This is a genomic window from Candidatus Zixiibacteriota bacterium, from assembly GCA_040752815.1.
In the GTDB taxonomy this organism is placed as follows: Bacteria; Zixibacteria; MSB-5A5; order GN15; family FEB-12; genus JAGGTI01.
The window spans coordinates 1-25,494 of the sequence record JBFMGC010000002.1 but is presented as its reverse complement, the minus strand read 5'-3'; the positions used below and the strand labels follow the sequence as shown (position 1 = coordinate 25,494).

Annotated in this window: 29 protein-coding genes and 1 tRNA gene; all 30 read left to right on the top strand. The window is 57.4% G+C overall.

The window, feature by feature from the left end; all coding sequences use genetic code 11:
- The 30 genes from AB1772_00855 to AB1772_00710 all read left to right on the top strand — a co-directional run bounded on the left by AB1772_00855 (nt 1) and on the right by AB1772_00710 (nt 25,210).
- Entirely contained in the window at nt 1-684 is a 684-nt protein-coding gene (locus tag AB1772_00855) for a flagellar hook capping FlgD N-terminal domain-containing protein (protein ID MEW5794883.1), read from the top strand.
- A 16-nt stretch (nt 685-700) separates the two neighbouring features.
- Nucleotides 701-1,096 carry a TIGR02530 family flagellar biosynthesis protein gene (locus AB1772_00850; protein ID MEW5794882.1) on the top strand — a complete coding sequence of 132 codons (396 nt, stop codon included), beginning with the start codon at nt 701-703 and terminating at the stop codon, nt 1,094-1,096.
- A 100-nt stretch (nt 1,097-1,196) separates the two neighbouring features.
- Nucleotides 1,197-3,197, top strand: a complete 2,001-nt coding sequence (locus AB1772_00845) for a flagellar hook-basal body complex protein (protein ID MEW5794881.1) — start codon at nt 1,197-1,199, stop codon at nt 3,195-3,197.
- Nucleotides 3,198-3,204: 7 nt separating this feature from the next.
- Nucleotides 3,205-3,429 (top strand): flagellar FlbD family protein, encoded by a 225-nt coding sequence (locus AB1772_00840; protein MEW5794880.1) that lies wholly within the window; start codon nt 3,205-3,207, stop codon nt 3,427-3,429.
- A 2-nt stretch (nt 3,430-3,431) separates the two neighbouring features.
- Complete coding sequence (locus AB1772_00835) at nt 3,432-4,028, top strand: flagellar basal body-associated FliL family protein (GenBank protein ID MEW5794879.1); 597 nt, start codon at nt 3,432-3,434, stop codon at nt 4,026-4,028.
- A gap of 11 nt (nt 4,029-4,039) precedes the next feature.
- Nucleotides 4,040-5,047: a flagellar motor switch protein FliM gene (gene fliM, locus AB1772_00830; protein MEW5794878.1), complete on the top strand. Its 1,008-nt coding sequence runs from the start codon at nt 4,040-4,042 to the stop codon at nt 5,045-5,047.
- Nucleotides 5,040-5,627 carry a flagellar motor switch protein FliN gene (gene fliN, locus AB1772_00825; protein MEW5794877.1) on the top strand — a complete coding sequence of 196 codons (588 nt, stop codon included), beginning with the start codon at nt 5,040-5,042 and terminating at the stop codon, nt 5,625-5,627. Before fliM ends, fliN begins: the two co-directional genes overlap by 8 nt.
- 67 nt (nt 5,628-5,694) lie before the next feature.
- The gene (locus tag AB1772_00820) at nt 5,695-6,222 is read left to right on the top strand and encodes a flagellar biosynthetic protein FliO (GenBank protein MEW5794876.1); all 528 of its coding nucleotides are present in this window, start codon (nt 5,695-5,697) and stop codon (nt 6,220-6,222) included.
- Between the two features lie 89 nt (nt 6,223-6,311).
- On the top strand, nt 6,312-7,064 hold the full coding sequence (gene fliP, locus AB1772_00815) for a flagellar type III secretion system pore protein FliP (protein MEW5794875.1): 753 nt from the start codon (nt 6,312-6,314) through the stop codon (nt 7,062-7,064).
- Between the two features lie 12 nt (nt 7,065-7,076).
- Nucleotides 7,077-7,346, top strand: a complete 270-nt coding sequence (gene fliQ / locus AB1772_00810; protein MEW5794874.1) for a flagellar biosynthesis protein FliQ — start codon at nt 7,077-7,079, stop codon at nt 7,344-7,346.
- A 222-nt stretch (nt 7,347-7,568) separates the two neighbouring features.
- On the top strand, nt 7,569-8,357 hold the full coding sequence (gene fliR / locus AB1772_00805) for a flagellar biosynthetic protein FliR (GenBank protein ID MEW5794873.1): 789 nt from the start codon (nt 7,569-7,571) through the stop codon (nt 8,355-8,357).
- Between the two features lie 6 nt (nt 8,358-8,363).
- On the top strand, nt 8,364-9,434 hold the full coding sequence (flhB, locus tag AB1772_00800) for a flagellar biosynthesis protein FlhB (GenBank protein MEW5794872.1): 1,071 nt from the start codon (nt 8,364-8,366) through the stop codon (nt 9,432-9,434).
- Nucleotides 9,435-9,437: 3 nt separating this feature from the next.
- Entirely contained in the window at nt 9,438-11,516 is a 2,079-nt protein-coding gene (gene flhA / locus AB1772_00795; GenBank protein MEW5794871.1) for a flagellar biosynthesis protein FlhA, read from the top strand.
- Nucleotides 11,506-12,648, top strand: coding sequence for a hypothetical protein (locus AB1772_00790; protein MEW5794870.1), 1,143 nt, complete (start codon nt 11,506-11,508; stop codon nt 12,646-12,648). Before flhA ends, AB1772_00790 begins: the two co-directional genes overlap by 11 nt.
- A complete protein-coding gene (locus tag AB1772_00785; protein ID MEW5794869.1) occupies nt 12,641-13,501 on the top strand; it encodes an AAA family ATPase in 861 nt (286 codons plus the stop codon). Before AB1772_00790 ends, AB1772_00785 begins: the two co-directional genes overlap by 8 nt.
- Before the next feature lie 7 nt (nt 13,502-13,508).
- Nucleotides 13,509-14,396, top strand: coding sequence for a FliA/WhiG family RNA polymerase sigma factor (locus AB1772_00780; protein ID MEW5794868.1), 888 nt, complete (start codon nt 13,509-13,511; stop codon nt 14,394-14,396).
- A gap of 26 nt (nt 14,397-14,422) precedes the next feature.
- The gene (locus tag AB1772_00775) at nt 14,423-14,716 is read left to right on the top strand and encodes a hypothetical protein (GenBank protein MEW5794867.1); all 294 of its coding nucleotides are present in this window, start codon (nt 14,423-14,425) and stop codon (nt 14,714-14,716) included.
- Nucleotides 14,717-14,735: 19 nt separating this feature from the next.
- Nucleotides 14,736-15,146 carry a hypothetical protein gene (locus AB1772_00770; protein MEW5794866.1) on the top strand — a complete coding sequence of 137 codons (411 nt, stop codon included), beginning with the start codon at nt 14,736-14,738 and terminating at the stop codon, nt 15,144-15,146.
- A 17-nt stretch (nt 15,147-15,163) separates the two neighbouring features.
- Nucleotides 15,164-16,348, top strand: coding sequence for a DUF2225 domain-containing protein (locus AB1772_00765; protein ID MEW5794865.1), 1,185 nt, complete (start codon nt 15,164-15,166; stop codon nt 16,346-16,348).
- A 21-nt stretch (nt 16,349-16,369) separates the two neighbouring features.
- Complete coding sequence (locus AB1772_00760; protein ID MEW5794864.1) at nt 16,370-17,134, top strand: flagellar brake domain-containing protein; 765 nt, start codon at nt 16,370-16,372, stop codon at nt 17,132-17,134.
- Between the two features lie 13 nt (nt 17,135-17,147).
- A complete protein-coding gene (locus AB1772_00755) occupies nt 17,148-17,912 on the top strand; it encodes a hypothetical protein (GenBank protein MEW5794863.1) in 765 nt (254 codons plus the stop codon).
- Entirely contained in the window at nt 17,902-18,423 is a 522-nt protein-coding gene (locus AB1772_00750; protein MEW5794862.1) for a PilZ domain-containing protein, read from the top strand. The genes AB1772_00755 and AB1772_00750 overlap by 11 nt, the downstream gene beginning before the upstream one ends.
- 2 nt (nt 18,424-18,425) lie before the next feature.
- On the top strand, nt 18,426-19,031 hold the full coding sequence (locus AB1772_00745; protein MEW5794861.1) for a hypothetical protein: 606 nt from the start codon (nt 18,426-18,428) through the stop codon (nt 19,029-19,031).
- Nucleotides 19,031-19,912, top strand: a complete 882-nt coding sequence (locus AB1772_00740) for a GAF domain-containing protein (GenBank protein MEW5794860.1) — start codon at nt 19,031-19,033, stop codon at nt 19,910-19,912. Before AB1772_00745 ends, AB1772_00740 begins: the two co-directional genes overlap by 1 nt.
- Nucleotides 19,913-19,922: 10 nt before the next feature.
- Entirely contained in the window at nt 19,923-20,306 is a 384-nt protein-coding gene (locus AB1772_00735; GenBank protein ID MEW5794859.1) for a hypothetical protein, read from the top strand.
- A gap of 145 nt (nt 20,307-20,451) precedes the next feature.
- Nucleotides 20,452-20,868, top strand: coding sequence for a response regulator (locus AB1772_00730; GenBank protein ID MEW5794858.1), 417 nt, complete (start codon nt 20,452-20,454; stop codon nt 20,866-20,868).
- A gap of 70 nt (nt 20,869-20,938) precedes the next feature.
- Nucleotides 20,939-21,346 (top strand): response regulator, encoded by a 408-nt coding sequence (locus tag AB1772_00725; protein ID MEW5794857.1) that lies wholly within the window; start codon nt 20,939-20,941, stop codon nt 21,344-21,346.
- A 10-nt stretch (nt 21,347-21,356) separates the two neighbouring features.
- The gene (locus tag AB1772_00720) at nt 21,357-22,763 is read left to right on the top strand and encodes a FapA family protein (GenBank protein ID MEW5794856.1); all 1,407 of its coding nucleotides are present in this window, start codon (nt 21,357-21,359) and stop codon (nt 22,761-22,763) included.
- Between the two features lie 171 nt (nt 22,764-22,934).
- Nucleotides 22,935-23,027, top strand: a tRNA-Ser gene (locus AB1772_00715).
- Nucleotides 23,028-23,767: 740 nt separating this feature from the next.
- Nucleotides 23,768-25,210, top strand: coding sequence for a FlgD immunoglobulin-like domain containing protein (locus AB1772_00710; protein ID MEW5794855.1), 1,443 nt, complete (start codon nt 23,768-23,770; stop codon nt 25,208-25,210).
- Nucleotides 25,211-25,494 lie beyond the last annotated feature (284 nt).

Here is a 25,494-nt window from a genome sequence, read left to right as displayed (position 1 = left end):
ATGTCGTTTGTATCACCAGTCAGAGTCGACGCCTCCGGTGTCGAGCGCAAAACCGGCAGCCAGCAGATGCTGGGCAAGGACGATTTCCTTCAACTGCTGGTGACCAAGCTGCAGTACCAGGATCCGCTGAAGCCGATGGAGGACGAGGACTTTATCGCGCAGCTGGCGCAGTTTTCATCGCTGGAACAGATGAATAATATCGCCGAGGGAATCGAATCGTCCAACCAGTGGGATTTCCTGCAGATGCAGTCGCTCAATAATGTCATGGCCTCGGGACTTATCGGCCGCGAGGTCACCGCCGATTTCAGCGGCGTCTATCTTGACAGCAGCAACCAGCCGAAGATTTCGTATACGCTGTCCAGTCACGCGGCCGAGATCGAATTCGAAGTTACCGACAGCCAGGGGAACCTTGTCGCCACCATTACCGAAAAGAACATCGGGCCGGGCGCGCACACGGTGCGCTGGGACGGCAAGGATAATCTCGGTAACAGAGCGCCCGAAGGGTACTACACGATAAAAGCGGCCGCCACCGGTTCCGACGATTCGGCCTTCACGCCGACCCTGCAAGTAATCGGTGTGGTGACGACAATTACCTATCGCGACGGTGCCGCCTATGTGATGATAAACGGCACTGAAATCTCACTAGGCGATATCCGTTCGGTTGGGCAACCTGATAACGACTAATCAGAGACCTTTGGCTATGGCAAACGCGGTCAAAATAAATAACTACACCAGGCCGGTGGACCTGCTCGAGATCGCCCAGCGCGACAAGGCGAGCCGGGCCCAGAAGAGCGGTTCGGTATCATTCAAGGAAATGTTCTCTCTGGAACTGGCCTCCGGGCGGGAAGTAGTCTTCTCCAAACATGCCAGTCAGCGTCTGCACTCAAGGGGAATCGAGCTTACGGCGGAGCAGTTGAGCCGCATATCTGAAGCAGTCGACAAGGCCTCCGCCAAGGGTTCGCGCGAGACGCTGATACTCACCGATGATGCCGCGCTGGTGGTTTCGGTGGCCAATCGAACGGTAATAACAGCGTTCGATCGCGAACACCTGCGCGAGGGTGTGGTGACCTCGATCGATTCCGCGGTGATTATTTGAAAACAATGAGATATAGAGATACACATAACCAACTCGGTTCAGGACTGGACCCCATTACAGATGGGGAGGTCTTGCGAGTACGCAAGGAGGTTGATGCACTATGATGGCATCATTGTTTGCTGGTGTTTCCGGGCTTAAGAACCACCAGGTGAAGATGAACGTAATCGGCAACAACATTGCCAACGTTAACACCATCGGTTTCAAGCCTGGTCGCGTGAATTTTCAGGAAGCGCTCGTTCAGACCACCAAAGGGGCGGGCCGCCCAAGCTCAATCATGGGCGGCACCAACCCGCAGCAGCTCGGCCTCGGGATGCAGGTCGGCACGATTGACAACATGTTCCTCCAGGGAGGCCTGGAGACGACCGGACAGATAACCGATATGGCGATCCAGGGGGCCGGTTTCTTCATCCTCTCGGACGGCAATAACAATACGTTCTACACCCGCGCGGGATCGTTCGGTTTCGATGCGGGTTCCAACCTGGTTGACCCTGCGACCGGCTTGTTTGTGCAGGGTAAGATGGCCGACTCATCGGGAAACATCCCGTCGCTGGCTACCACGGGCAGCATCATGCTTCCGTTTGGCCAGCAGGATCCGGCCAAGCCGACCGAGGTCATTCGGATGGCCAATAACATTGACGTCACCGCGAGCGATTCGCTCGCCTCGCTGTACTCGGCGGGATCATCGGGTGTGGCAGAAGTAAGTGGGTATGCCCTCGATGGTGTCGGCGGGCAGCATGTGATAGAGATCACCGGCACTCAGGCGGTCAATGCGTCGTTTACCGGTTCCACGCTCGGCAATGCCGGCGATGGCTCGAACACGCAGGTGGCGGCGCTGGGGCCGAACATGACGCTCGGCTCCCTGGGTGTGACGATATTTGATGACTTCGGTATTGCGGTCGACGGCGGCAGCGAGCAGAGAGTTTCGGGTCTAACGGCGTCATCCACGGTGCAAGACCTGTTAAATGGTATCAACCAGATCTCGGGCCTGACCGCCGAAATAGTCGGCGGCCAGATACGGATCACGCGCGACAAGGCTGGTGACAACCTGCAGTACTACTTCCAGAATATGACCGCCGGCCAGGTAACGCTTCACGCCAACGGCGGCGCTATCGCGGGCAATATCGCGGGCGTCCTGTTCGGCCTGAACGGCACCACGTTCCAGTCCGCGGGCGGCGCGGCAACCACATTCCAGGCGACCGACACGTTCACACCGTCGCGCGGCTTTGGTGCCGCCACCGGTCCGGTCACGAGCCTCCTCGACTTGGTCTTTGATGAAAGAACCGGTCTGGTGATTGGGCTGTCCGGCCTTGGCGGCGGCGGTGTGGAAATAAAAACCGATTCCTCGGGCCTGAGGGCCACCAGCGGAAATAGCCTGATTATCGATACCGAGGATACTCTACACGCGGCATCGATCAATGTGTTCGATTCGCAGGGCGGCAAGCATACGCTCACGATCGAGTTTTTCAAGTCGATCATCCCCAATCGCTGGGAATGGTCAGCCAGCACGCTGGGTGTTGAGGAAGTTACCGCCGGCCAGTACGGTTACGTGTCGTTCAATCGCGACGGCTCCCTGAATGCGTTCGAGTATTTCGGCGGCGCTGATTCGATTACGATTGATCCGCGCAACGGCGCCGAACAGATGGACATTCGAGTCGACGCCGGTTCGATTTCAAGTTTTGACGGACTGACCGGGTTCTCGGGCAATCACACTGCTTCGATCATCAACCAGGACGGTTACGGGCTGGGACTGCTCGACAAGATCGCGATCGACGAGTCCGGCAATATCTCCGGCATCTTCACTAATGGTGTGACCAGAATCCTGGCGCAGATCATGCTGGCCGATTTCAACAACCAGGCCGGTCTGGTGAAGGCCGGGCGGTCCTTGTTCCAGGAATCGCCGAACTCGGGCGATGCCATTGAAGGTGTTGCCGGTGCGACCATCTCAGGCCGCATTACCTCCGGCGCGCTGGAATCATCGGCCGTGGATATCGCCCAGGAGTTTACGGGCATGATCACGGCCCAGCGTGGTTTCCAGGCCAACGCCCGAATTATCACCACGTCGGACCAGATGCTCGACGAGCTGGTAAACCTGAAGAGATAGTGATTAGATGATACGTGTTACCCGCATAAGCGACGCCGAGTTGGTAATCAATGCCGACTTGATTGAGTTTGTCGAGGCGATTCCCGAGACCATGATCACGCTCACGACGGGCAAGAAGATCATGGTGCGGGAGTCGGTGGATGAAATCATCCAGCGGGTGGCGGAGTTCAAGCGGATGGCGACAGCCCGGGTGCACAGCCCGGGCGACGCCGGAGTAGCCGATAGGAGATAATTATGCCTCCTGAAGACGAGAAGACTACAATTGCCGGCAAGGAGGGCGCGTCCAAAGAAACGGCGCCCAAGAAAGGCAAGGGCAAGCTGTTCTTGTTCGCTGGAATCGGTCTCGGAATTGTCGTTGTCGGGGTCGCGCTGGCGCTGTTTGTACTCAAGCCGATGCTGGCCGGATCTGGTGATAACGCTGACAAGACCACCCAAGTGGATGGCAAGTCTGCCGCATCGGGTGAGCAGGCGGCGAAACCCGAACAGAAGAAGAAACCGCGCAGGAGCGGGGAGCATGGCGAAGAGGGCCGATCCCTCGTCTATGCCATCAAGGATATCGTGGTGAATCCGGCTGGTACTGGCGGCACCCGGTTTCTATCAGTGTCATTCGGTTTTGAGCTTGGCTCGCCCGAGCTGCGCTCGGAATTCGAGGAGCGCGAAGCGGTGGTCCGTGATGCGCTGATCACCATACTGTCGTCCAAGACTGTCGCCCAGCTCACCGATGCCAAAGAAAAGGAAATCGCGCGCCTGCAGATCAAAAAGCGCCTCGAGCAGTTGATGACCACTACTGACATTGCCGGCGTGTATTACACCGATTTCGTACTGCAATAGGAACCGATGCTGTGGCTAAGATTCTATCACAGGATGAAATAGACGCGCTATTGACGACGGTCTCGGCCGGGGAGAGCCACGGCCCCGAGGCGGGTCAGTTCCAGGATGAAAAACTTCGTTCGATTGTCGCCTACGACTTCAAGCACCCCAACCGGGTCTCCAAAGACCAGATTCGGACGCTTGAAAACATGCACGACAACTTTGCCGGGCATTTCGGCTCGGCGCTCTCCAGCATCCTGCGTACGATTGTCGATGTCGATCTGGTGTCTGTCGACCAGATCACATATTCCGAGTTCATCATGTCCTTAGTGACGCCCTCGTGCACGTACACTTTTGCGGCGCCGCCCCTCGACGGTGTATGTCTGGTGGACTTTAATCCCACCCTGACGTTCTCGGTGATCGATCGCATTTTCGGCGGCCATGGCAAAATAATGGAGACGGAGCGAGAGCTGACTTCGATTGAGCGTTCGGTCATGGCCAACTTAGTGCAGAGGATGTATCTCGAACTGCGCAAGTCCTGGGTCAATTTGGTTCCTATCGAGATTGATCAGAAGAGCTTTGAAACCAACCCTCAGTTCATCCAGATCGTTCCGCCCGGTGAGACGGTAGTGGTGATTTCATTCCAGATCAAGCTGTTCCAGGCGACCGGCCTGCTCACGATCTGCTATCCGTATGTTTCACTCGAACCGATTATCACGCGTTTGTCGGCCCAGAACTGGATCGACGCCACGAAGAAGAAGAATCTGGAGCAGGATCGAAGCACCAACGTGCACAATGTCAAGAAAGTCCCGGCGCAGGTAAGTGCCGTGCTTCTGAGATCGAAACTCAAGATGCGCGACTTCCTGCAGCTTGAACTGGGTGACATCGTGCCCTCAGAGAAGAAAATTGACGAAGCCATCGAAATCACCGTGAACCAGCGACGCAAGTTTATAGCCCGACCCGGTCTGGCCGGGAAAAAGCGCGCTTTCCAGGTCATCGCGGTGCGCGACAATATCGCCGAGGAGATGAGAAATGACTGACGAACAGGAAAAGGATTTCGCTGCCCAGTCTGACAATCCGAACGATTCAGGCAGCCCGGATTATCCGGCAAACGCCGAGAGAGCGGGTGGATCCGATGTGGGTGTCGCGGTCTCGCCAAGTTCCGAAGAATCGCGGCCGGTCACTAATGACGGCGATGCTTCCGAGGCGGACGCCGAGGCAGCCATGCTCGAGATGCTCGAGGATTTGCCTCAGGAGAATTCGCGCCCGAAGGCTGATGAGATCAACTTCAGCTCGACCTCGGCCTCCAAAGCCGAGTTCCAGCAGTTGCAGCAGCCGGTTACGCCGCCTGAGTCGCGCAATATCGAGCTGCTCATGGACGTGGACCTGCCTATTTCAATCGAGCTCGGCCGCACCAAACTCTCGATTGCCGACATCCTGGCGCTCGGACCCGGCTCGGTGGTAGAGTTGAACAAGCTGGCGGGCGAGCCGGTCGATCTGCTGGTCAATCAGAAAGTGGTCGCACGCGGCGAAGTGGTCGTGGTTGACGAGAATTTCGGGCTGCGCATCACCCAGTTGATGACCCCCGAGGAAAGGCTGCGCGCCCTTGCCGAAGAATAGCGCAAGCAATCGGCGTGTCTTTATCGCCGTGATTATCATCGCCATTCTGGCTCTGGCCGGAGTGACCATGATCGAAGTTGATCCCGCACGGGCCGATCGTGTGCTGGACGTCGACGCATTAGCCTCACAAAGTAAGCCGGAGGGAGCGTCGGCAGACGGGTCAGGTGTCACCCCAAAGGACGGCGAGGATTTGTCGCCAAAACCAAGTGTTGCCGCCGCCGTGACCAAGATGATAAGCGCTTTGGCGCTCGTGATTGTCGCTGTCTATGGCGGCCTGTATCTCCTGCGCAGAATGATGGGCCGCCGCTATGGCGGAGCGCACGGGATAAACACCCTGGAGGTACTCCAGACTACGTACGTGGGCCAGCACAAGGCAATTTCGCTGGTGAAAGTCGGCAAGCGCTCGGTGCTGGTTGGTGTGACTGACAATCAGATCTCGACGCTTACTGAACTTGATGCTGAGGAAACGGACGAAATCCTCGGCGAAAGCGCGCCGGCCAACACAAACGAGAGCTTCTCCCGAGTGTTCACCAGTGCCGCAGAAAAGCTGAAAATGCTCCGCCTGAAGAAGAAGCAGGCCGCGTTGGAAACGTAAAACAAGACCGACGACCTTCTGATCCTGCGGGATCAAATGCCTGCGCGCAACAAGGAAGTTGCCGCTGTCGCCGGTAAAGCATATAGGACATGAACAAGAAGCTGCGGATCATTCTAACTGGTCTCGCTGCCCTTCTGATGGCGGCGAATATCGCCACGGCCCAGACCTTGCCCAAGGTCTCAGTCCAAGTGGGGGAGTCTACCGATCCCGGCGACCTCTCCACTACGCTTAAGATCGTCATCCTGATGACCGTCCTGGCCCTGGCGCCGTCGCTGCTCATCATGGTGACATCGTTCACGCGCATAACCGTGGTGCTGTCGTTTTTGCGCCATGCCATGGGTGCGAACCAGATGCCGCCCAACCAACTGTTGATTGGGTTGTCGCTCATTCTGACGTTTTTCATCATGGCGCCCGCGGCCAACCGCGCGTACACCGAAGGAATCAAACCGTACACCGAGAAACAGATCTCCGGCGAGGAAGCTTACGTCAAAACCCTCGCGCCGTTTCGCGAGTTCATGCTGGCGCAAACCCGCGAGCAGGACTTGGCGCTGTTTGTCGATATAGCCGGGCTGAGTGCGCCCAACAATTCGGATGATATTCCGATACACGTGCTGGTTCCGGCCTTTGTCATCTCCGAACTGCGCACCGCCTTTCAAATCGCTTTCGTGATCTTCATTCCCTTCCTGGTCATCGATATGGTGGTCGCCTCAGTGCTGATGTCGATGGGTATGCTGATGCTGCCGCCGGTGATTGTCTCGCTGCCGTTTAAGATACTGCTCTTCGTACTGGTTGATGGCTGGTATCTGCTCGTGAAATCACTGGTCGAGTCGTTTCATGTGTGACGAGGATGATGTATGACACCGCAAATGGTGGTGGAAATCGGGCGTGAGGCGCTGACTGTGACGCTGCTCGTGGCGGCGCCGATGCTGGGCCTGGGTTTGGTTGTGGGGCTGATCATATCGATCTTCCAGGCGGTCACTCAGATCAATGAAATGACCCTGACATTCGTACCAAAAATTCTCGCCGTCGCTGCCGCGCTGCTGATCTTCCTGCCGTGGATGATCAACGTCATGACCGACTTCGCCCGCCACATGTTCGATCTCATTCCCGGTCTGGTCGGATAGTGGCGTCCAGCGCAACTGTTGGACAGCCGTGAACTATTTTCCGGCAATCAAGGCAGGATTTTCCCCACCAACCGAAAAGACCGGTCAACGCTCCCCGTTTTCGAATCTTAACTCGCTGTTCCTGAACAAGTTAATATAGCCGGGCCGTCCGTTTCACTTTGGCACAAGGCTTGAATTAGGGCGGGGGACGATAAGCCATACGTGTAAGTGGAAGGCTACCCCTTGTTCGATTTCATCCATTACGGCGCTGCGCAACTGCAGGTTTTCCTGCTGCTGATCATCCGCGCATCAGGCTTGTTCCTCGCCGCGCCGGTGTTCAGCCATCGCGCCGTCCCGGTTCAATTGAAAGTAGGACTGGTCGTGCTTCTCGCGGTGGTGACTATGCCGGCGGTCGCTGCTCTGCAGGTTGAACCGGCCCAGTCACTGGCCGAGCTGGCTACACTGGTGCTGCGGGAATTGATGGTCGGGCTGCTGATCGGGTTTGCCTTTCGCCTACTATTTCAGGCGGCGGAGCTGGCCGGTTCACTGGCCGGCTACCAGGTCGGGCTGGCGATCTCATCGGCGTTCGATCCGAATGTCGGCGAAGAGGTCGGCGCCTTCGGCCGCTACTGGATCCTCGTAGCCACGCTGGTCTTCCTGACCATCAACGGCCACCATCTGGTAATACGAGCGTTCAACGACAGCTACCGGGTCATCCCGCCGGGACAGATGCAGGTGGTAGACACCACCGCCGATCTGCTCATGCGCCACACCGCATACGTGCTGGTGCTGGCGATCAAAATCGCCGCGCCGGTTCTGGTGACGCTCGTGCTCATGGATGTCGCGCTGGGCACGGTCTCCCGGGTGATGCCGACCATGAACATCTTTATCGTCGGTTTCCCCCTCAAGATCGGCTTCGGCCTGCTGGTCGTGGCCATGTCCCTCCCGATTCTCGCCTATGTCCTTGAAAAGTCTACCGGCTATTTCGATAACGCCGTCCATGAACTCCTGGCCTCGATGGGAAAGGTGTAGCCGCTGATGGCCGACGAGAGCTTCCAGGAAAGAACGGAACAAGCCACCCCGAGGCGTCGCCAGAAGGCGCGCGAGCGGGGATCGGTGGCGCGCTCGGTCGATTTGACCGCGGCGGGCGTCATCTGTCTTGGCTTTACGGCATTGTTTTTGGTCGGCCCCGGTATGATCAGCCGCCTGCAGAATGCGTTGCGCTACACCATGGGCAATGCGCCGTCGATTGCGCTCTCCGATCCCGGATTCCAGACCACGATGGTGAACAGCGTGTACGATTTCTTCGCCGCCATGGGGCCGCTGTTTGTGGCGCTAACAGCAATCGGCGTGGGCATCAATGTGCTGCAGGTCGGTTTCAAAGTTTCGCCGAAAGCGATGGAGCTGAAGCTGGACCGCCTGAATGTCGCCGCCGGCCTCAAGCGTCTGTTCTCGCTTCGTTCCGCGGTCCAGTTGGTGCGTGACCCGCTCAAACTGGCGGTGGTCGGACTAGTCGCCTATCTGGCGATTCGAAGCGAATTTGACAGCTTCCTCCTTCTGGCCGACCTGAGCGTCCTACAACTCGGCGCCACCCTGGCGCGGCTGGCGCTCTTTATCGGTCTTAAGATCGGCGTCGCCATTCTGGTCATCGGCGTGCTCGATTTCGTTTACCAGCGTTGGGAGCATGAGAAGTCGATCAAGATGTCGCTCCAGGAAGTCAAGGACGAGATGAAGGAGACCGAGGGCAATCCGGAGATCAAGGCGCGCACTCGTCAAATCCAGAGACACAGGGCGCGCCAGCGCATGATGGCGGCGGTGCCGGAGGCCGACGTGGTGGTTACCAACCCGGTACACCTGGCGATTGCGCTCAAGTACGATCCGTCCGCCATGGATGCGCCCACCGTGCTGGCCAAGGGTCAGCGCCTGCTGGCGGAAAAGATAAAGCAGATAGCGCGGGATCACGGCATCCCGATCATCGAAGACAAACCGCTCGCCCGCGCTCTTTACAAGATGTGCGAGGTGGGTGACGTCATCCCGGCCAAGCTGTATCGCGCGGTGGCCGAAATTCTGGCGCATATCTATCGCCTCAAGGGAAAGGCGGTGCGGTAAGGCATGGCTGAACAACAGGGAGTCCTTCAGAGCCTGGCCCGGCGGTCGGATATCGTGCTCGCCGCCGGTGTTATCGCCATCGTCACGGTGCTGGTGATACCGCTCCCGCCGCGCCTGCTCGATTTCGCCCTCGCCTTCAACATCACCTTCTCGCTGGTGGTGCTGCTGACGACTCTCTACATCCGGCGGCCGCTGGATCTATCTGTATTCCCCGGGATGCTGCTCATAATCACGCTGCTGCGGTTGTCGCTCAACGTTGCGTCCACTCGGTTGATCTTAGGTCAGGGGTATGCCGGCGAGGTCATCAACTCGTTCGGCAATTTCGTGGTACAGGGGAACTACGTGGTCGGCTTCATCGTGTTCGTCATCCTGGTAGTTATCCAGTTTGTGGTGATCACGAAGGGCGCCGGCCGCATCTCTGAAGTGGCCGCCCGGTTCACCCTCGACGCCATGCCCGGCAAACAGATGGCGATCGACGCCGATCTTAATGCCGGCATCATTTCCGACAAAGACGCCCGCGCGCGCCGCGAAGAAATTGCCCGCGAAGCGGACTTCTACGGGGCGATGGACGGCGCTTCCAAGTTTGTGCGCGGCGATGCTATCGCCGGAATTCTCATCACGATCATCAATATCATCGGCGGATTTGTCATCGGCGTTGCCCAAAACGGTATGGATCTGTCCGACGCCCTGCGCACTTACACGCTTCTCTCGATCGGCGACGGGTTGGTCACACAGATACCGGCGCTGCTGGTATCCACTGCGTCAGGCGTGATAGTAACACGCGCCGCCTCGACCTCCAACATGGGGGTGGACCTTGCTCAACAGTTCACGCGGCAGCCGCGCGCCATACTCGTGTCATCAGTAGCCCTGATGCTTTTCGGTCTGGTGCCGGGGATGCCGACACTCACGTTTGTCGTGCTCGGTATGGCGGTCGGCGGAATTGGCTACCTGGCGCGGGAGTCACGCCGCAAGCAGGTGATTGCCGAAGAGGAAGTAGCTCGCGGTGAAAAGGCCAAAGCTGCGGCGCCGAAGGAAAGAACTGAGGATCTGCTCAAAATCGACACAATCGGGCTTGAGATCGGCTACGGCCTCATTCCGTTGGTCGATGTCAATCAGGGAGGCGATCTGCTCGATCGGATCGCCAATGTGCGTAAGCAGCTGGCCTCTGAGCTGGGTATAATCGTGCCGTCGGTGCGCATCCGTGACAACGTGCGCCTCCGTCCGAATGAGTACCAGGTCAAGATCAAGGGGATCAGAGTCGCCGGCGCCGAGCTGATGCTCGACCAGTTGCTGGCCATCAACCCCGGATTCGTGGATAACGAGATAGAGGGCTTCGCCGTCAAGGATCCGGCGTTTGGTCTCGACGCCCGCTGGATTATCCCCGCTTTGAAGGAAGTCGCCGAGGCGCGTGGCTACACCGTAGTAGAGCCGGCCGCCGTACTGGCCACCCACATTACCGAGTTGATTCGCTCCGCCGCGCCGGAGATTCTCACGCGTCAGGATGTGCAGCACCTGGTCGACACGCTCAAGGAAGATTATCCCGCGCTGGTTACCTCGGTCATACCCGAGATGCTCAGCCTCGGCATGCTCCAGAAGATTCTACAGGCGCTCCTCTCCGAGCGGGTTCCGATTCGCGATCTGGCCACGATTGTCGAAACCGCGTCCGACTATGCCGGCGCTACCAAGGAAGCCGATGTGCTCGCCGAGTACGTGCGCATGTCGTTGAAACGCCAGATCACGGAGATGACTAAAGACAACACCGGCAAGGTCAATGTCTTCACGATTGATCCCGCCCTGGAACAGCAGCTTGCCGAGTCAGTCCAGAACACCAAGCAGGGTCTCATGCTGGTACTCGATCCGCAATTGACCGAGAAGCTGCTCGAACGGATCGGCCGCGAGGCGGACAAGATGCAGACGACCGGTTTGACACCGGTTTGCATCTGCTCGCCCAACGTGCGGCTTGCGCTGCGGCGCCTGGTCGAGACGAGCTACCCCAGCCTGGTGATTGTCTCCTACAACGAAATTTTGTCCAACGTGGAAATTGTCTCTACCGGAATGGTGAGGTTGCAGGATGGTAATTAGATCCTACACGGCTGAATCAGTTGCCGCCGCTCTCAAGCAAGTGCGTTCGGAAATGGGCGGCGAGGCGGTGGTACTCAAGACCCGGATAGTCGACGCCGCCAACGGCGCCCGGCAGTACGAAGTGACGGCCTGCCTGGATAAACCGACAGTGCAGCAGGCAAATGTCGTGCTCGCGAACGAAAAGAGCGGTGAGTCGGCAAAGACTGAGTCGCCAAGGGCCGCCCGTTTCGACATTTCGTCGGGGCCCATCGCTCCGGTTGTTGAGTCGTCCGATATCGAAAAGCGCCTGAGCGCGATTGAAAACCTGCTGAGCTTGCTGGTGCAGGCCGCGAAACTCGATCCGGTCCACTTGCCCGAGGAACCGTCGCCGAGTGTCCGCGCCGCTGAGGCGATGCAGGCCGCTGACGTGCCCCACAGTTTCATAACTGAATTCTTCAAGTCATTGAGACACGATCTGCCGGCCCAATCTATCGACGACAAGACCATTCGTCGTCGCCTGATAGCACATCTTGAGTCGATTATCGATAAGAAGATTGAGTTGAAACGGGGTGACCGCGTCTTAGTGGCCGGTCCGGCCGGCGCGGGGAAAACGTCAATCATCGGCCGGATCGCGGCGGGCGTGATCGGCGAGCGACACCTGCCGGTGAAACTGATATCACTCGACAGCCACAAAGTCGGCGCCATGGACGAAATCGCGAGCTACGGCGACGTGCTCGGGGTGAAGGATGTTGCCGCTCACGCCGGCGACAAGGCGCAGTCCGAAGCGGACGGCGACAAAGTTACGCTCATCGATACTGCCGCGCTGCCGCGAGATCCCAAGAAACTCGCCGAACTTCGTCAGAAGATCCAGCCGATCCATACGACGTATCGCCTGGCGGTCTTCTCGGCCCTCATGCGGACTTCCGATGTCGATACCTATGCCCGTGAGCTCGCCTGGCTGAAACCGACCCACCTCGTTTTCACCATGACGGATCTCACCCGCAGACTGGGTTCGCTCTTGTCCGCTACCGCTTCCACCGGGCTCAAAATTACCATGATCACGAACTCGGCTAACGCGGCCGGCTCATCGGATGCACCCGACGCCGAATCGATCGCCGATATCATTCTCGGCCAGGAGGCGGGCCGTGAATAGGTTCGACTCGCCCGGTCGCGCCGAGGTGACCCCGGCGTTCAATCGCCCGATCGTCATATCCATCCTTTCGGGCAAGGGAGGCGTGGGTAAGTCGGTTATTGCGTTCAACCTGGCGGAGCGGGCCGTAGCCATTGGACAAAAGGTCTTACTGGTCGACGCCGACTTCGCCTGCGGCAACCTGCATGTCCTGGGCAATATCGATGCGTGCTATGGTCTGGAAAGATTTCTGTCCGACGAGAGTTCGCTCTCCCAGTGCGCCAAGGCGGTTAGTCCCGGATTGTCGATGCTCGCCGGCTGCCACATTGCTCGGATCGACGCCATGGAGAGCGTATCGCAGATAGCCCGGTTCGCCGCACGGCTTCGCCGCGAGGGCGCCGAGTATGATCTGATAATAATCGACCACAGTTCCGGAATCACATTGGCCGCCGCCATTATCGCGAGCGCGTCCGATCTCAACCTGCTGGTTCTCGTGCCGGAGTTGACGTCGATAGCCGACTGCTACGGCCTGTACAAATACCTCTATCAGACCAACCATTCGACTCAGTGTCGCTTCCTGTTCAATCGAATCGAAACTGATCACGAGGCCACGTACCTGTGGTCCCGTCTTGCGGCCATGGTCGAACAGTTTCTGGGCCGAACCCCGCAACTGGCCGGGGTGCTAACCGAGGACCAGGTCTTCCGTCAGGCCGTGGCTGCTCAGAAGCCGGTGTCCGTAGTCAGACCCGATTCACCGGTACTGAATTCACTGGAAAGACTCGTCCGCGGGCTGGTCGCAACAGAGGTCGACACACCTGCGAACCACCAATCCGAAGAAATAAATATTCTAACGGCAACAGCCGATACAAGGGAATAGCGTTCATATGGTTAAAACTGCAAAAACGACTCGCAAGATGACCCGCAAAACCAAAGTGACCCGCCAGGCGGTGACCACTTTGGAAGCCTCGGCCGCCGCCACACGCACGAACAGCCGTGGCCGTCGGTGGGAAGTAACCATGCGCGACTGGCGCCGGTATCAGCAGAATCCCACCGACGAAATGCGCCAGCGTCTATTATCGAAATATGTCCCCCTCGTGCGGAATGTGGCAACGCGCATGGCAATGGGCTTCCCGCGGTCGGTGGAGTTAACTGATCTGGTAAACACCGGCGTGATCGGCTTGATCGAGGCGTTCGGCAACTTTGACCCGCGGCGCGGCGTCAAGTTCGAAACCTACGCGGTGCCGCGAATCCGGGGCGCCATTCTCGACGAGCTTCGTGCGCTCGACTGGGTGCCGCGCTCTACGCGGGCCAGGTCGCGGGAAATCGACAAGGCCCTGACCGAGCTGGAAAACGTACTGGGGCGGGTGCCGGAAAAGTCGGAATTGGCCAAACATCTCGACATCAGCGAAGCGGAACTGTATCACGCGCTGGACGATGTCTCCGGCACGAACATCTTGTCGCTTGACGAGATTGTCTATCCCGAAGACGACAACCGCCAGGTTCCGAGGATCGAGACCGTGCAAGACAGCGGCAGCCTGAGCGTGCTTGGGATTATCGAACGAGGCGAATTGCATTCATTCCTGGTGACGGCAATCGATAACCTCACGCAGCAGGAGAAGCTGGTCATCAGTTTGTACTATTTCGAGGAGTTGACCCTGAAAGAGATCGGAGAAGTGATGGTGATATCCGAGTCACGCGTTTCGCAAATCCACACCCGGGCGGTAAAGAAACTGCGGGGTATGGTCAAAGAGCGATTCGCCATGGCCGGATGATAGCCACTCTTCCCGGAGGAAGAGCCATGCTGGGACCGGATGGAGTCGATCGGATACAACCTCTGCCGCATGACAAGATCATTCAGACGCAGCACGCTGATCCGGACAAGCGGCAGAAGTTCTCGCGGGCGCTCGAAGAAGAGGAAGAAGAATTGGAGCGACGGCGCAAAAAACAACCGCATGACCAGGTCAAACTCGAATCCGACAGCGGCACGGGCGGTCCTGCCGAGGGCGCCGATAGCGACCTCAATGAGGAGCAGTCGACCGGCAGTGATGAACAGACAGTGGAAGAGCCTAAACACATTGACGTGAAAGCATAGAAGAAACGGCAGGCATGACATGGACGTTTGGAACGAGCAATACGTTGACATCGGATTGACCGTGATCGGGTTCCTGGCAGCGGCGGGCCTGGGTATGGTGATACACTCGGCGATAGCGGGTCGCGCCCGACGAGCCGCTGTCTCGATTGGTGAGGTCGGCGGCGATGGCGCACCGGTGACGAATGCGAATGCCGCGCCCCAGGTCCAGTTTGTCGATTTGCGACGGCTCTCCGCGGATACAACGGGCGCAGGTAGGAGCAAATCCAGTGCAACAGCAACGGTCACTTCCGAGGGGCGGCGCGACCGAGTGGAAATCGTTCGCCTGGCTCGCCAGATGCTCAAGGCGGGCACGCCGGTCGAGACAGTGCGCCGTGCGCTGCCCATTTCTGAAATGGAGCTGGCCCTGCTCCAGAGCACGAACCCCAACTGATAATGCGGAGACCAACCATGGCGAGCGAAAGCCCCTTTTTGATTTTCAAGATTGAGTGTCCGGTCTGTAAAACGATCAATGAATTCGAGCAGATCAAGGTCGGTGCCTATGTCGAGGGCGGGCGCGATACCGATTTCTGCCCGCAGGACATCCAGTGGCGGTTTCCGAAGTATCAAGCTTATAACCCGCTCGTGTTCTTTACGGCCACGTGCAGCAACTGCTACTACACCCGCGAATTCACGAATAAGTATCGCGAATGGAAGACCGACAACGCCTTCCGCACATTCCAGCTAAAGAGTATCAAGGCCAAACATCTCGAGCAGTTGTCGGTAGCCGATTCGATTGTCCGCCGACTGGGCGAGGCGATCGACATTCCGCGTTATCCCAATGAGTCGGCCATCCTCAAGCTGCATCTGGCGGTTTTCGACGGCCTGATTGCCGACCGCCCGAGCTATCTGGATATCGGCCGGCTGTATCTCCGTATCGCCTGGGTGTTCCGAACCATGAATCAGGGGAGCGATCCCACCCTGGCTGCGCTGACCGGTCTTGTCCGCGATATCGAGAGTAAAGCCGCGCGCCTGGAAGGCGTTGTTGGAGAGTCCCAGCAGTCGCTCGATTCACTCAACGCGGCCGTCAAAGCTCAGTTTGTCGTGGATAATCTCTCCGCGGACCTGCAGTCGAAGATGTTCAGTTATCGCGACCGGTATGACAGCCGTCTGGCTGAAATGAACGATCTGATAAATCAACTGCGCGCAAAGCAGGGTGGCTTCAAATCGCTTATGAGCGAGTACCGCGAAGCGCTCCTCGGCGGAACCACCGCCCAGGGCCAGCCGGCCTATCGCGAATACACATCGCTGGCCGACTTCCTCCTGAAGCTGCAACAGGGATGGAACGGTATCGTGGTCAACGAGCGCGAGGCGCTGGAGCAGGCAATTCACCATTACAAAGAGGCTTTTGAAGGCGCCCGCGACATTGCCGCCGGTAACCAGCAAATTCAGGCGGCCTACCTTATCGCCGAGTTGTCGCGACGGATCGGCGACTTCGACGGGGCCCGCCGCTATTTCACCAGCACCATCAAGGCCGGGCAGGAATTCATCTATCAGAACCGCCAGGACCCGTCGCGCACGCAACTGGCCCGCAAGATCCTCGAGCTGGCTATCGAGCAGGGAAGGGTCAACCTGCAAGCGACAAAGGCGGACTAGCCGGATAGGAATCAAGTCACCGTGCACGCCGTAAAGAACCAGACCATCGTCGAGCTCCAGATCTGGGATCGCGTCTCTATTCTTGTAGGTTACGGCCACGAGACCGGCGTGTACGAGGCCCGCGTAGAGGATATCATAAACGGTGGTATAATCATCACCAATCCGGAGTTGATCTCCGGCCACACTCTACTTAGGAACAACCTTCCCGTGATCGTGCAATTCACGCGTGATGACGCCGCCTATCAGTTTCGATCACGCATTCATGTGCACGGCGACAACCGGGCCCGGAGGATCATCCTCACTCCGCCGAGCGGATTCCAGCGCGTACAGCGGCGCATGTTCGCCCGGATTGATCTCGCGGTGCGGATTGCTTATGCGATCCTGCCGGTTGACGGAAGGTGGGAGCTATGGCAGAGGGAGGCGGTCTGGATTGAAACCGAGACCGTGAACGTCTCCGCCTCGGGTGTGCTCCTGCGAGCGCGCCACCGCGGGAAGGTAGAAGACCTGATTGCCGCCCGCTTCGATATCGCCGGCCCAACCGACTTTCCAACTGACGTTATTGCGGTCTGCCGTCGGACGATCGAGCAGGACAGCTGCTTCCTCGCCGGTTTTGAGTTCATACTCAGGGACGATCTGCACCGATACTTTTCCCGCCGTGACCTGGGACGTATTCCCAGGAAGTATCGCTGTTTCGATCGTACGGCCCAGGACCGACTCGTAGCCTACCTCTTTCATAAGCAGATCGAGTTCAGACACAAGGGGCAAACCGGAGATGTCGAAGGCTAACCGGATAACGACAATGTCCAAGTATGACTTCCAGGTGGGGAGCCTCGACCTTTCGCAACTGGTCGGATTCCACGTAAGGCTGTTTACCAAGCAGTTCCCCGGCCGGGAGCTGTACGCGCGCATTGTCGCCGCTGTGGGGCAGAAGTTAGTTGCCGAAGGCGGCCAGCGCAATGACGTCATAGATAATCTCGTTAACAACCAAACCGTCGTGCTGCAGTTCCCTTATCGCGGGGAGACCATCTCCGTGAAGGCCAGACTGCAGAAGTCGGGCGGCGGTCAGTGTGCTTTCGATCTGGATGAAAAGGCTACGCCGCTCTCACAGCGCCGATTCCATCGTGTGAGCCTCACTTTCAAAGTCAACATGGCGTCATTTGCCGCGGCAGGCGTTCTCACGCGCAAACTCGACCGCCTGCGCTGGATGGAGACCAATCTGGTGAATTTTTCTGCCGGCGGGGCGCTCCTCTCGGTACCGACCATCCTGCCGGACACCGTCCGCTTGCTGGTTAATATCCAGCCGGAAAACTTTCGGTTTCCGACTTTGATCATGGCCGGAGTGCGCCACAGCTATCAGTATGATGATATCAATTGCCGCGCGGGAATAGAGTTCGTCACGAAGGAAAACGCCCAGCGCATGCTCTCGCCGTATCAAATGGCCGAGATGCCGCCGGTACTCTTCAGCTATACCGCGAATAATCGCGAGACGCTCAACCACAGCATATATGAGTGGGACAGATTACTTTCGAGCACTGCCAATACAGGAGCCAATAATGAAAACTGACAGGAAAACGAGGCACATCAGGGACGTCGCTGCCGAAAAGGCGGTAATCCGCGCGCGCCGGCCATTCAAGGTTTCCCAGGAAGAGAAACGGCGCTTCATCAGGCTGGAGATTTCCACGCCGATGTCGCTGCACAAGATCAAGGATCGTGACGGCCAGTATTGGACCCACGGCGACTGGCAGACGATTTACGGCTCCATCCTGAACATCTCGGCCGGCGGCGTGCTGGTGGACCTCGATCAGGTTATCGAAGAAGGCGACGTGGTTTCGATGCACTTCACGCTTCAGGGCGTCGAAGGACTCGACAACGTGCTTGGACTGGTTAAGCGGGTCGATATCGACTCCGAGGGCTGTCTGGCCGGTATCGAGTTCATCTCGCGGGAATTCCTGGTCGATTATCTTTCGCAGGCTGAGCTGGAGCTGCTCGGTAAAGAATACACCAACTTCGACTACTCCATCCGCCGGGTTCTGGATCGCTACGTTTATCACGAAACCACCTCGACGGGAGTGTGAGTATGACGTTGCAGCGGCTGGTACTTATTGCGGCGCTTGGGTTGTTGGCCTGCGAGGCCGGCTTCGCCCTGCCGCGAGCCCTCGTGCTCAGGATAGACCAGGCCGACCTGGCCTGGGGCGACAGCCGACTCGTGGCCAAACTGACCACGGCGCTCACTCGTGATCCGGAAATCAGAGTCGTCGTCGCGGATCACCAAGTTGACAGCTTCCGACCCTTCCCGCCAGAACTCCATAATCTGGACTCGCTTCTGGACTGGGGAACAGGGGTTGGCGGCCGCTACTTGCTGTTGATACAGGTCGACCGCGAAGGCCTCGAGTGCCGCAAGACCTTCAGCGTACCGGTGCTCTTTCACCGGTGGGAAACACTGGCAGTTATTACCGGAGAGATGCGCCTGATTGATCTGCAGAAGCGCCGTTTGGTGCTGGCCGAGCCGTTCCATGAGAAACTCACTGCGTCGCGCCAATTCCAGAGCTCATCGGAGGACAACAGCCACGATCCCGCACTGCATGTCAGCGCCGGAGAAAAGACCGAGCTGTTCGACGCGCTGGAGAGCCGGCTGGTCGATCAGTTGTCCCGAAAAGTAGCGCGTCACACGAGGGGTCGCTGATGGCCCAGCCGGTCGGCGCCTATGGGGAATCCGGCGACAGCCCCGTCACGAGAGCGTGGGAGAAGATAGAGCTGATTGCCGAGATCTCAGCCGCCTGTCGCAGTCTGAGTCCGGAGACGCCGCACTTTGTCGATGTGCTCCGCCTTATCCAGACCGTTGTGCCGTTCGACGCAGCAACCCTGTATCTCCGCGATTCCGACTCGGGGCGCTTTTTGGTAAAAGCGATCCTGCTGGACGAAGTGGCGCCGCCTCCGGCTCTTGTCCTGCGAGACGAGGCCTTGCCCGACCGCTGGAAACCTCACCTTCAGCAGCCGGTAGTGTGGTCGTCGGGCGATGGCGAGGCCCCGCAGCCTGAAACCGAGTTTGCCGCGATCATGTTGCTCCCGCTGATACTTGAGGACAAAACCATCGGCCTGTTGTGTCTGGGTTCGTACTCACCCGGCATCCTGGTCACTCGGCAGATCAAATTGATGGCGGTAGTCGCCGACCAGTTGGCCGTATCGATAGAGAGATTCGAGCATATCGCCCGGATCGAGGCCCAGAACCAGGCTCTCATGCGCGCCCAGCAGCAACTGCAGATCATGCACGAGAAGCGAATCGCCGATGAGAAACTGGCCGCGGTTGCCGAACTGGCGGCGTCAATCAACCACCAGATCAATAATCCGCTTTCCGTTGTCGTGGGTAACATCGACTGCCTTACGCTGGAAGAGCCCCGGCTCAGCGACAAATCCAGGGAACGCTTGAAGCGGGTGATGAGCGCGGCGATGAAGATTGCCGAGGTCAACCGCCGCTTGCTTAATATCCAAACCATAGTGACAGACGCCGCGAGAGTGATGTCGCCGGGCGCAGTCAGCGGTTCCCCATCGGGGATCGAGGGGTGAGGGGGCAGCCATGGAAAACAGTTTACCACGCGCCGAACAGGGAATTCGCAGCGACGCCCTCGCCCTGCTCGAAACCGTCGATGCCCTTGGCGAACAGACCAAGGACCTGGCGCTGAACCTGGCTCTCTATCTGGCAAAGGTCAAGGCCCGCAAGTCGTCGGAGAAACTGCGCCGGATGGAGCCGGAGTTCATCCGGCTGGTCAACGGCACGGTCAAAGTGGTGCAGGAGTTGACGGTCATTTTGAAAGCGGCCCGCCACCAGGAAAAGATGGTTTTCGAGCCTCCGTCGTCCGACCCTAGTGCCGATCGGCTTCTCTCGCGCCTGGAGGCGATCGCCCTGCAATGCAGCCAAATACTGGAATCGTTGCACCAGAACAGAGACTTGCTGGGATGATCTCGTGCCCGAAGGCCGCCCGGGCCGGGCTGCGGCTGAAGAAAGAGGAAGCGAAAGTCGATAAACAGTGTAGAGTCGGGAATATCCGCGTCGAATCCCAGTGGGGCTTCCGGGCGCCGGTATCCTTTTGTCTGAGAGTGGCTATATGACACAGACCAGCCTTGTCGAACTGACTGAGAAAGCCCGAAAGCGGGGCCAGCCGTTCCGCATTCTCATTGTTGACGATGAGCAGTGGATTCGCGACGTCTTCCGCGATTTCTGCGGCCTGTCTGATGCCTTCGAGGTGGAAATGGCCTCCGGGGGCGTTGAAGCGGTCGCCAAGGTCAAGCAGGCCGAGTATGATCTGGTGACACTCGACTTAATCATGCCGGAAATGTCGGGACTCGAGGCTCTGGACCAGATCAAGAAAGCATCGCCGCGCGTGCCTATCATGGTAATAACCGGCAACGCCACCGATCGCCTGGTCAATCAGGCTGGAGTGCTGGGAGCCTGCCGGGTCATGTATAAACCGATTCAGTTGGAAGAATTCATCGCGGAGGTGGCGTCGGCGCTTTCGCGCTGAGAATACGATCGGCCGCCAACGATCCCCGCATTTAGCCGACCACAGCCCAAACTCATGAGATAGGCACCCTGTGAAAAGAGAAATTGTCATACTTGTTGTCGACGACGAGCCGATGATGCAGACGCTCCTGGAGAAGATCCTGACCCGCGACGGTTACCGTGTCCTGGTCGCCAACGACGGCGCTGAGGCGCTCCGTACGATGTCCACCACCGATGTTTCGATCGTGATTTCGGATCTCCAAATGCCCAGCATGAGCGGAATGGATTTGCTCAAGGCCTTGAAGAAAGACTATCCCCACCTTGGCATCATCATGATGACCGCCTACGGCGACACCTACTCGGTCAAGGACGCGCTCCTACTGGGCGCCGATGAGTATATAACCAAGCCGTTTAAGAGCTTCGAGATTTCCATGGTCGTAGAGCGCGCCTACTGGCGCCTGCTGGCCAAGGAAAACAGACTGGCCACCGAAACGGATTGAGGGTTTCACAGTGGCGGACACGGCTACCAGCAAGCGAACCAGAGTCGCGGTCACGATCAGCAAAGACAGCATGACCGCGTCGATCTTGCTCCGCGCCCCGCAGGACGGCGACGGCCCGATTACTTTCGAAGAAGTGATGGAGGAGCTAAAGGCGAATAACGTCGCCTTTGGAATCGACCAGGACGCTATTCGTGAAGCTGTCGCAAACTCGACGTTCAACACGCCGCTGAAAGTGGCGTCGGGCCGGATGCCCGAACGCGGCGCCAACTCGACTTTCGTTTATAACTTCGATACCAGCGCCCAGCACGTGCCCAAAGAGGGCCCCGACGGCCACATCGATTACAAAGACATTGACTTCATCCAAAACGTCGAAAAAGGCGCGGTACTTGCTACCCGGGTGCCCGCCACAGCCGGACGACCGGGCGTGAATGTGAGGGGGAAGGAGATTAAAGGCCCCGATGGGCGCGACGTGCCGTTCAACAACGGCGTAAACACCGAAGTCTCCAGCGACGGACTCTCGCTGAGCGCCACCGCCTCCGGAGCGATCCAGTTCCAGTACGGCAAGGTGTCGGTAATGGACATAATCACCATCAAGGGTGATGTCGACCACACTGTCGGCAATGTCGATTGCCGGGGCTCGCTCCGGGTGAGCGGCAGTATCAAGGCCGGATTCAAGATCACTGTCGACGGCGATCTTGAAGTCGGCGGGAATATTGAAGACGCCGAGATCCACGCCAAGGGCAATATCATGGTCAAGGGGGGCTTCTTCGGTGAGGGCGGTGGCATCATGGAGGCCGGCGGCGATATCACGGTGAAATATGCCGAAGGGCAGCGTCTTGTCGCAGGGAACGAAATTCAAGTGGGCGGCGAGATTGTCAATTGTCGGGTCGAAGCGGGTGAGCGCGTGGTGGTCAAAGGTCGTCGTGGAAAGATCATAGGTGGCACCGTAAGAGCGCGGTGCGAGATCAGGGCGGCAGTGTTGGGATCAGAGGCCGGCACGCACACCGAATTGCAGGTGGCCTACGATCCCGAATTGATCCGGCAGTACTACGAGGCTACAAGAGAGTCGCAGCGCATCCAGGGCGACCAGGCCCGGATCAAGGACGCCCTCTATGTGCTGTATCGCCTGCAGATGGAGAACAAGTTGTCGCCTGATAAGAAGGCCGCGCTTGTCAAGCTCGAGCAATTCCAGAAGGAAGCGCCAGAAAACCTCGAAGCACTCAAAAAGCGCATGGCCGAGATCGAGGAAGAACTCCGCAAGCACCACGACGCTGTTATCATCTGCGAGGAAAAACTCTATCCCGGAGTGAAGGCCGCGTTCGGCATTGTCTACCGGGAGATGCTTGAGGAAAACGGCCGCTGCAAGCTCAATCTCGAGGCCGGCAAGGTGCTGATATCAGATTTTCGGGGCGCCTAATCGGCAGGATTCCAACACGGCAATCCCAATCCACCGCGGCCCGCGCGGCAATCTCAGTGACCGGCGGCCACCTACGTCAGGCGAGCGCCACCTGTTAAGCCAGAGGGGAGAAAAGGCTTGCCCGTGGTGCGGCGAGCGCTATTTTGGGGTGTCGAACCGGTCTCTTGACGCGGAGAGGTGGCCGAGAGGCTGAAGGCGGCGGATTGCTAATCCGTTATAGGGTGTAAAGCTCTATCCAGGGTTCGAATCCCTGCCTCTCCGCCAGAATGGGGTGACATACGGAACATGAAGGGCGTTTCGGAGACCGCGAGGACCCACGCCAGAGCTGTGGGCTACCGGGTGGACCGCCTCGGTCGAGGCCATCATGAAGAAAATATCCAAATGTAAAGAAGCGTTAGATACAGGACACTAGAATGTTCGTCAGCCTTCGGCTGGAGTTTGGATAATAAGGATGAATGCGTCCTTCGGACGTGGATTGATATTTCCCGCGCTGCGCGCGGGGGAAAACCAAAGGTTTCCTGATGGGGTAACGGAATATGGGGTTAAGTGGTTATTATGTAATGGATTGGGTTGGAAGGAGAGAGGTGATAGGCACAGGAATCGGAAATGGAAAGCGAAGTCACATACGGTTTCTACCACTCGAGGCGCTGAGGTCGACTCTAGTGCACCCATGCTAACACCACTGTTTGTCAACGTGTCCACATCTAACAACTTTTCTCTTGACAAGTATCGCTTTTGATTATATGGAGATGTAAGGAACTTAATTGGAGTCTGCCTATGGGGACTCGCAGGCGATATAGGGTGTATTACATTATGACGCTGAGTCGGAGGCCGATTTCGGGGTGAGCCATCACAGTTCTGGTTACAAAGCCACCATACTCCACTTCTGGGCTCGAACGGGTTTTGTTGGTCTTACTCTCCTTGCTGGCTGTTTTCTTCTGACAACCACTCTGGCGGAGCCCCTGCAGACGCTGCTGTTTCGCGAGGGTACGGACACGTTATCCATGCTTGGGAAGAACCTCTGTGGCTTGGGTGATATCAACGGAGACGGTTTCGACGACGTGGCCTTTTCCTCATACCAGCCACTTGGCACTTACGTCTACTTTGGTGGAAACCAGGCAGACACTGCCCCAGCCTATTTCTTGCGGGGTGTTGGGAACATGGCGGCGGGGGTTGATATGACAGGTGATGGTATACCCGACATTGCAATTCAGTCGCCTGAAGATCGAGTTCTTCTATATCGCGGCTTAGGCGATTCTATTGAAAGTGTGCCTTCGGATTCGATCCAGCCTCCCATAGCTTACCGCTATGGCTATTCAGTTAGAACCGGACTTGTCTCCAATGATGCTGTAGGTGATTTAGTATTGATCGACTATTTATATCCTGGTGGTGGGAGGGCTTATTATTACGAAAATCCTTTCACCGCCGACAAGGAACCTGACTGGTCTTTCACGAACCAGAATCTTTCGCATGTTCTAGGTAACGTCGATTTCATAGACTTCGATGGAGATGGTTTTCAGGACATAGTACTCTCTCGTCTGGCAGATCTCGATTCCGTCAGTGCCGTTTACGTTTTCAAAGGCCCGAGTTTCTCTGGTGTGCCAGACATGGTTATTGGTGCTCCTGTGGAGCTGGACACTCTTGGTTATCCAGATGGTAGAAGTAGTTTTGCCCGTCGTGCCTTGAATATTGGTGACTTCAATGGTGATGGATGGGAGGACCTAGCAGTCCTGTACAAGGCCACGTCTGTACTGTACTATGGAGGTCCAACATATGATACTGTTTTTGACCTAGTTTCCGAGGTTCCTAGCTGGGCATTTTCTTCGGCAGGCGACGTCAATGGCGATGGATGGAACGATTTTCTGTGCGGTTTTACACGCACTTGGTTTGGTGCTCTTGATTTGTTCTTAGGGGGTGTCCGGGCCGATTCGGTTTCGGATTACACCGTTTATGAAAGTGATTTTGCTCCGTACCCCGACCACTCTATAGGAGCTGTCGGCAAAGTGGTTGCGTCTGCTGGGGACTTCAATAATGACGGATATGATGATCTTCTTGTTGCGAACGAGAACAACGAATGTTGCGATTGGGAGTTTGGTTCCGTTTACGTTCTGGCTGGTGGTCCTCAGATAGTAGTACCGGTGATTGAACAAGAGCCTTTAGCACTTCCTGCCAAATTCGTCTTGCGCCAGAATTATCCGAATCCGTTCAACCTAGCTACCACGATTAGATTCACTGTGCCAATTCGGCTGCACGTTTCTGTCCACATATACAATTCGCTGGGAGAGGAAGTTGCTACGCTTCTTGACCGAACTATCCAAGCGGGGGATCACACTGTTACGTGGAATGGACGAGACGCGAAGGGAAAGGAGGTATCCAGCGGTATTTACGTCTGTGTCCTTTCAGATGGAATGAAGACATATTCGATTAAGATGTTGCTTCTCAAATAGCTAACTTTTGCCAAGGAGGGATTTGTGCGGATTCTCTTCTCACTCTTTGCGTTCGTCGGTGTCACTTGCTTTGGGATTACAGCATTGGCTGATGAGTTTGTAAAGCTAGCATATTTTGACCCTTATCATATATTAGCGTCCTTCGCAGATCCTAACATGAGTTAATTTCAAAAGGTGTGGAAATTGGCAAAAAAGTAGCGTAGCCTTTCGGTGAGTTTTTAACCGAAACCGGTCCCGCTGGAGGCGGGGCCAAACGAAAGGATACGCTGATGGCAAAGTATCAG

Excerpts from the sequence above, each read along its gene's own strand:
- AB1772_00835 (MEW5794879.1), top strand. The coding sequence starts at position 3,432 with ATGCCTCCTGAAGACGAGAAGACTACAATTGCCGGCAAGGAGGGCGCG.
- AB1772_00775 (MEW5794867.1), top strand. The coding sequence starts at position 14,423 with ATGCTGGGACCGGATGGAGTCGATCGGATACAACCTCTGCCGCATGAC.
- AB1772_00730 (MEW5794858.1), top strand. The coding sequence starts at position 20,452 with ATGACACAGACCAGCCTTGTCGAACTGACTGAGAAAGCCCGAAAGCGG.
- AB1772_00755 (MEW5794863.1), top strand. The coding sequence starts at position 17,148 with ATGTCCAAGTATGACTTCCAGGTGGGGAGCCTCGACCTTTCGCAACTG.
- AB1772_00735 (MEW5794859.1), top strand. The coding sequence starts at position 19,923 with ATGGAAAACAGTTTACCACGCGCCGAACAGGGAATTCGCAGCGACGCC.
- AB1772_00855 (MEW5794883.1), top strand. The coding sequence starts at position 1 with ATGTCGTTTGTATCACCAGTCAGAGTCGACGCCTCCGGTGTCGAGCGC.
- fliQ (MEW5794874.1), top strand. The coding sequence starts at position 7,077 with ATGACACCGCAAATGGTGGTGGAAATCGGGCGTGAGGCGCTGACTGTG.
- fliP (MEW5794875.1), top strand. The coding sequence starts at position 6,312 with ATGAACAAGAAGCTGCGGATCATTCTAACTGGTCTCGCTGCCCTTCTG.
- AB1772_00790 (MEW5794870.1), top strand. The coding sequence starts at position 11,506 with ATGGTAATTAGATCCTACACGGCTGAATCAGTTGCCGCCGCTCTCAAG.
- flhB (MEW5794872.1), top strand. The coding sequence starts at position 8,364 with ATGGCCGACGAGAGCTTCCAGGAAAGAACGGAACAAGCCACCCCGAGG.
- AB1772_00845 (MEW5794881.1), top strand. The coding sequence starts at position 1,197 with ATGATGGCATCATTGTTTGCTGGTGTTTCCGGGCTTAAGAACCACCAG.
- AB1772_00850 (MEW5794882.1), top strand. The coding sequence starts at position 701 with ATGGCAAACGCGGTCAAAATAAATAACTACACCAGGCCGGTGGACCTG.
- AB1772_00740 (MEW5794860.1), top strand. The coding sequence starts at position 19,031 with ATGGCCCAGCCGGTCGGCGCCTATGGGGAATCCGGCGACAGCCCCGTC.
- AB1772_00820 (MEW5794876.1), top strand. The coding sequence starts at position 5,695 with ATGATCGAAGTTGATCCCGCACGGGCCGATCGTGTGCTGGACGTCGAC.
- AB1772_00780 (MEW5794868.1), top strand. The coding sequence starts at position 13,509 with ATGGTTAAAACTGCAAAAACGACTCGCAAGATGACCCGCAAAACCAAA.
- AB1772_00770 (MEW5794866.1), top strand. The coding sequence starts at position 14,736 with ATGGACGTTTGGAACGAGCAATACGTTGACATCGGATTGACCGTGATC.
- flhA (MEW5794871.1), top strand. The coding sequence starts at position 9,438 with ATGGCTGAACAACAGGGAGTCCTTCAGAGCCTGGCCCGGCGGTCGGAT.
- AB1772_00710 (MEW5794855.1), top strand. The coding sequence starts at position 23,768 with ATGCTTGGGAAGAACCTCTGTGGCTTGGGTGATATCAACGGAGACGGT.
- AB1772_00745 (MEW5794861.1), top strand. The coding sequence starts at position 18,426 with ATGACGTTGCAGCGGCTGGTACTTATTGCGGCGCTTGGGTTGTTGGCC.
- AB1772_00765 (MEW5794865.1), top strand. The coding sequence starts at position 15,164 with ATGGCGAGCGAAAGCCCCTTTTTGATTTTCAAGATTGAGTGTCCGGTC.
- fliN (MEW5794877.1), top strand. The coding sequence starts at position 5,040 with ATGACTGACGAACAGGAAAAGGATTTCGCTGCCCAGTCTGACAATCCG.
- AB1772_00750 (MEW5794862.1), top strand. The coding sequence starts at position 17,902 with ATGAAAACTGACAGGAAAACGAGGCACATCAGGGACGTCGCTGCCGAA.
- AB1772_00840 (MEW5794880.1), top strand. The coding sequence starts at position 3,205 with ATGATACGTGTTACCCGCATAAGCGACGCCGAGTTGGTAATCAATGCC.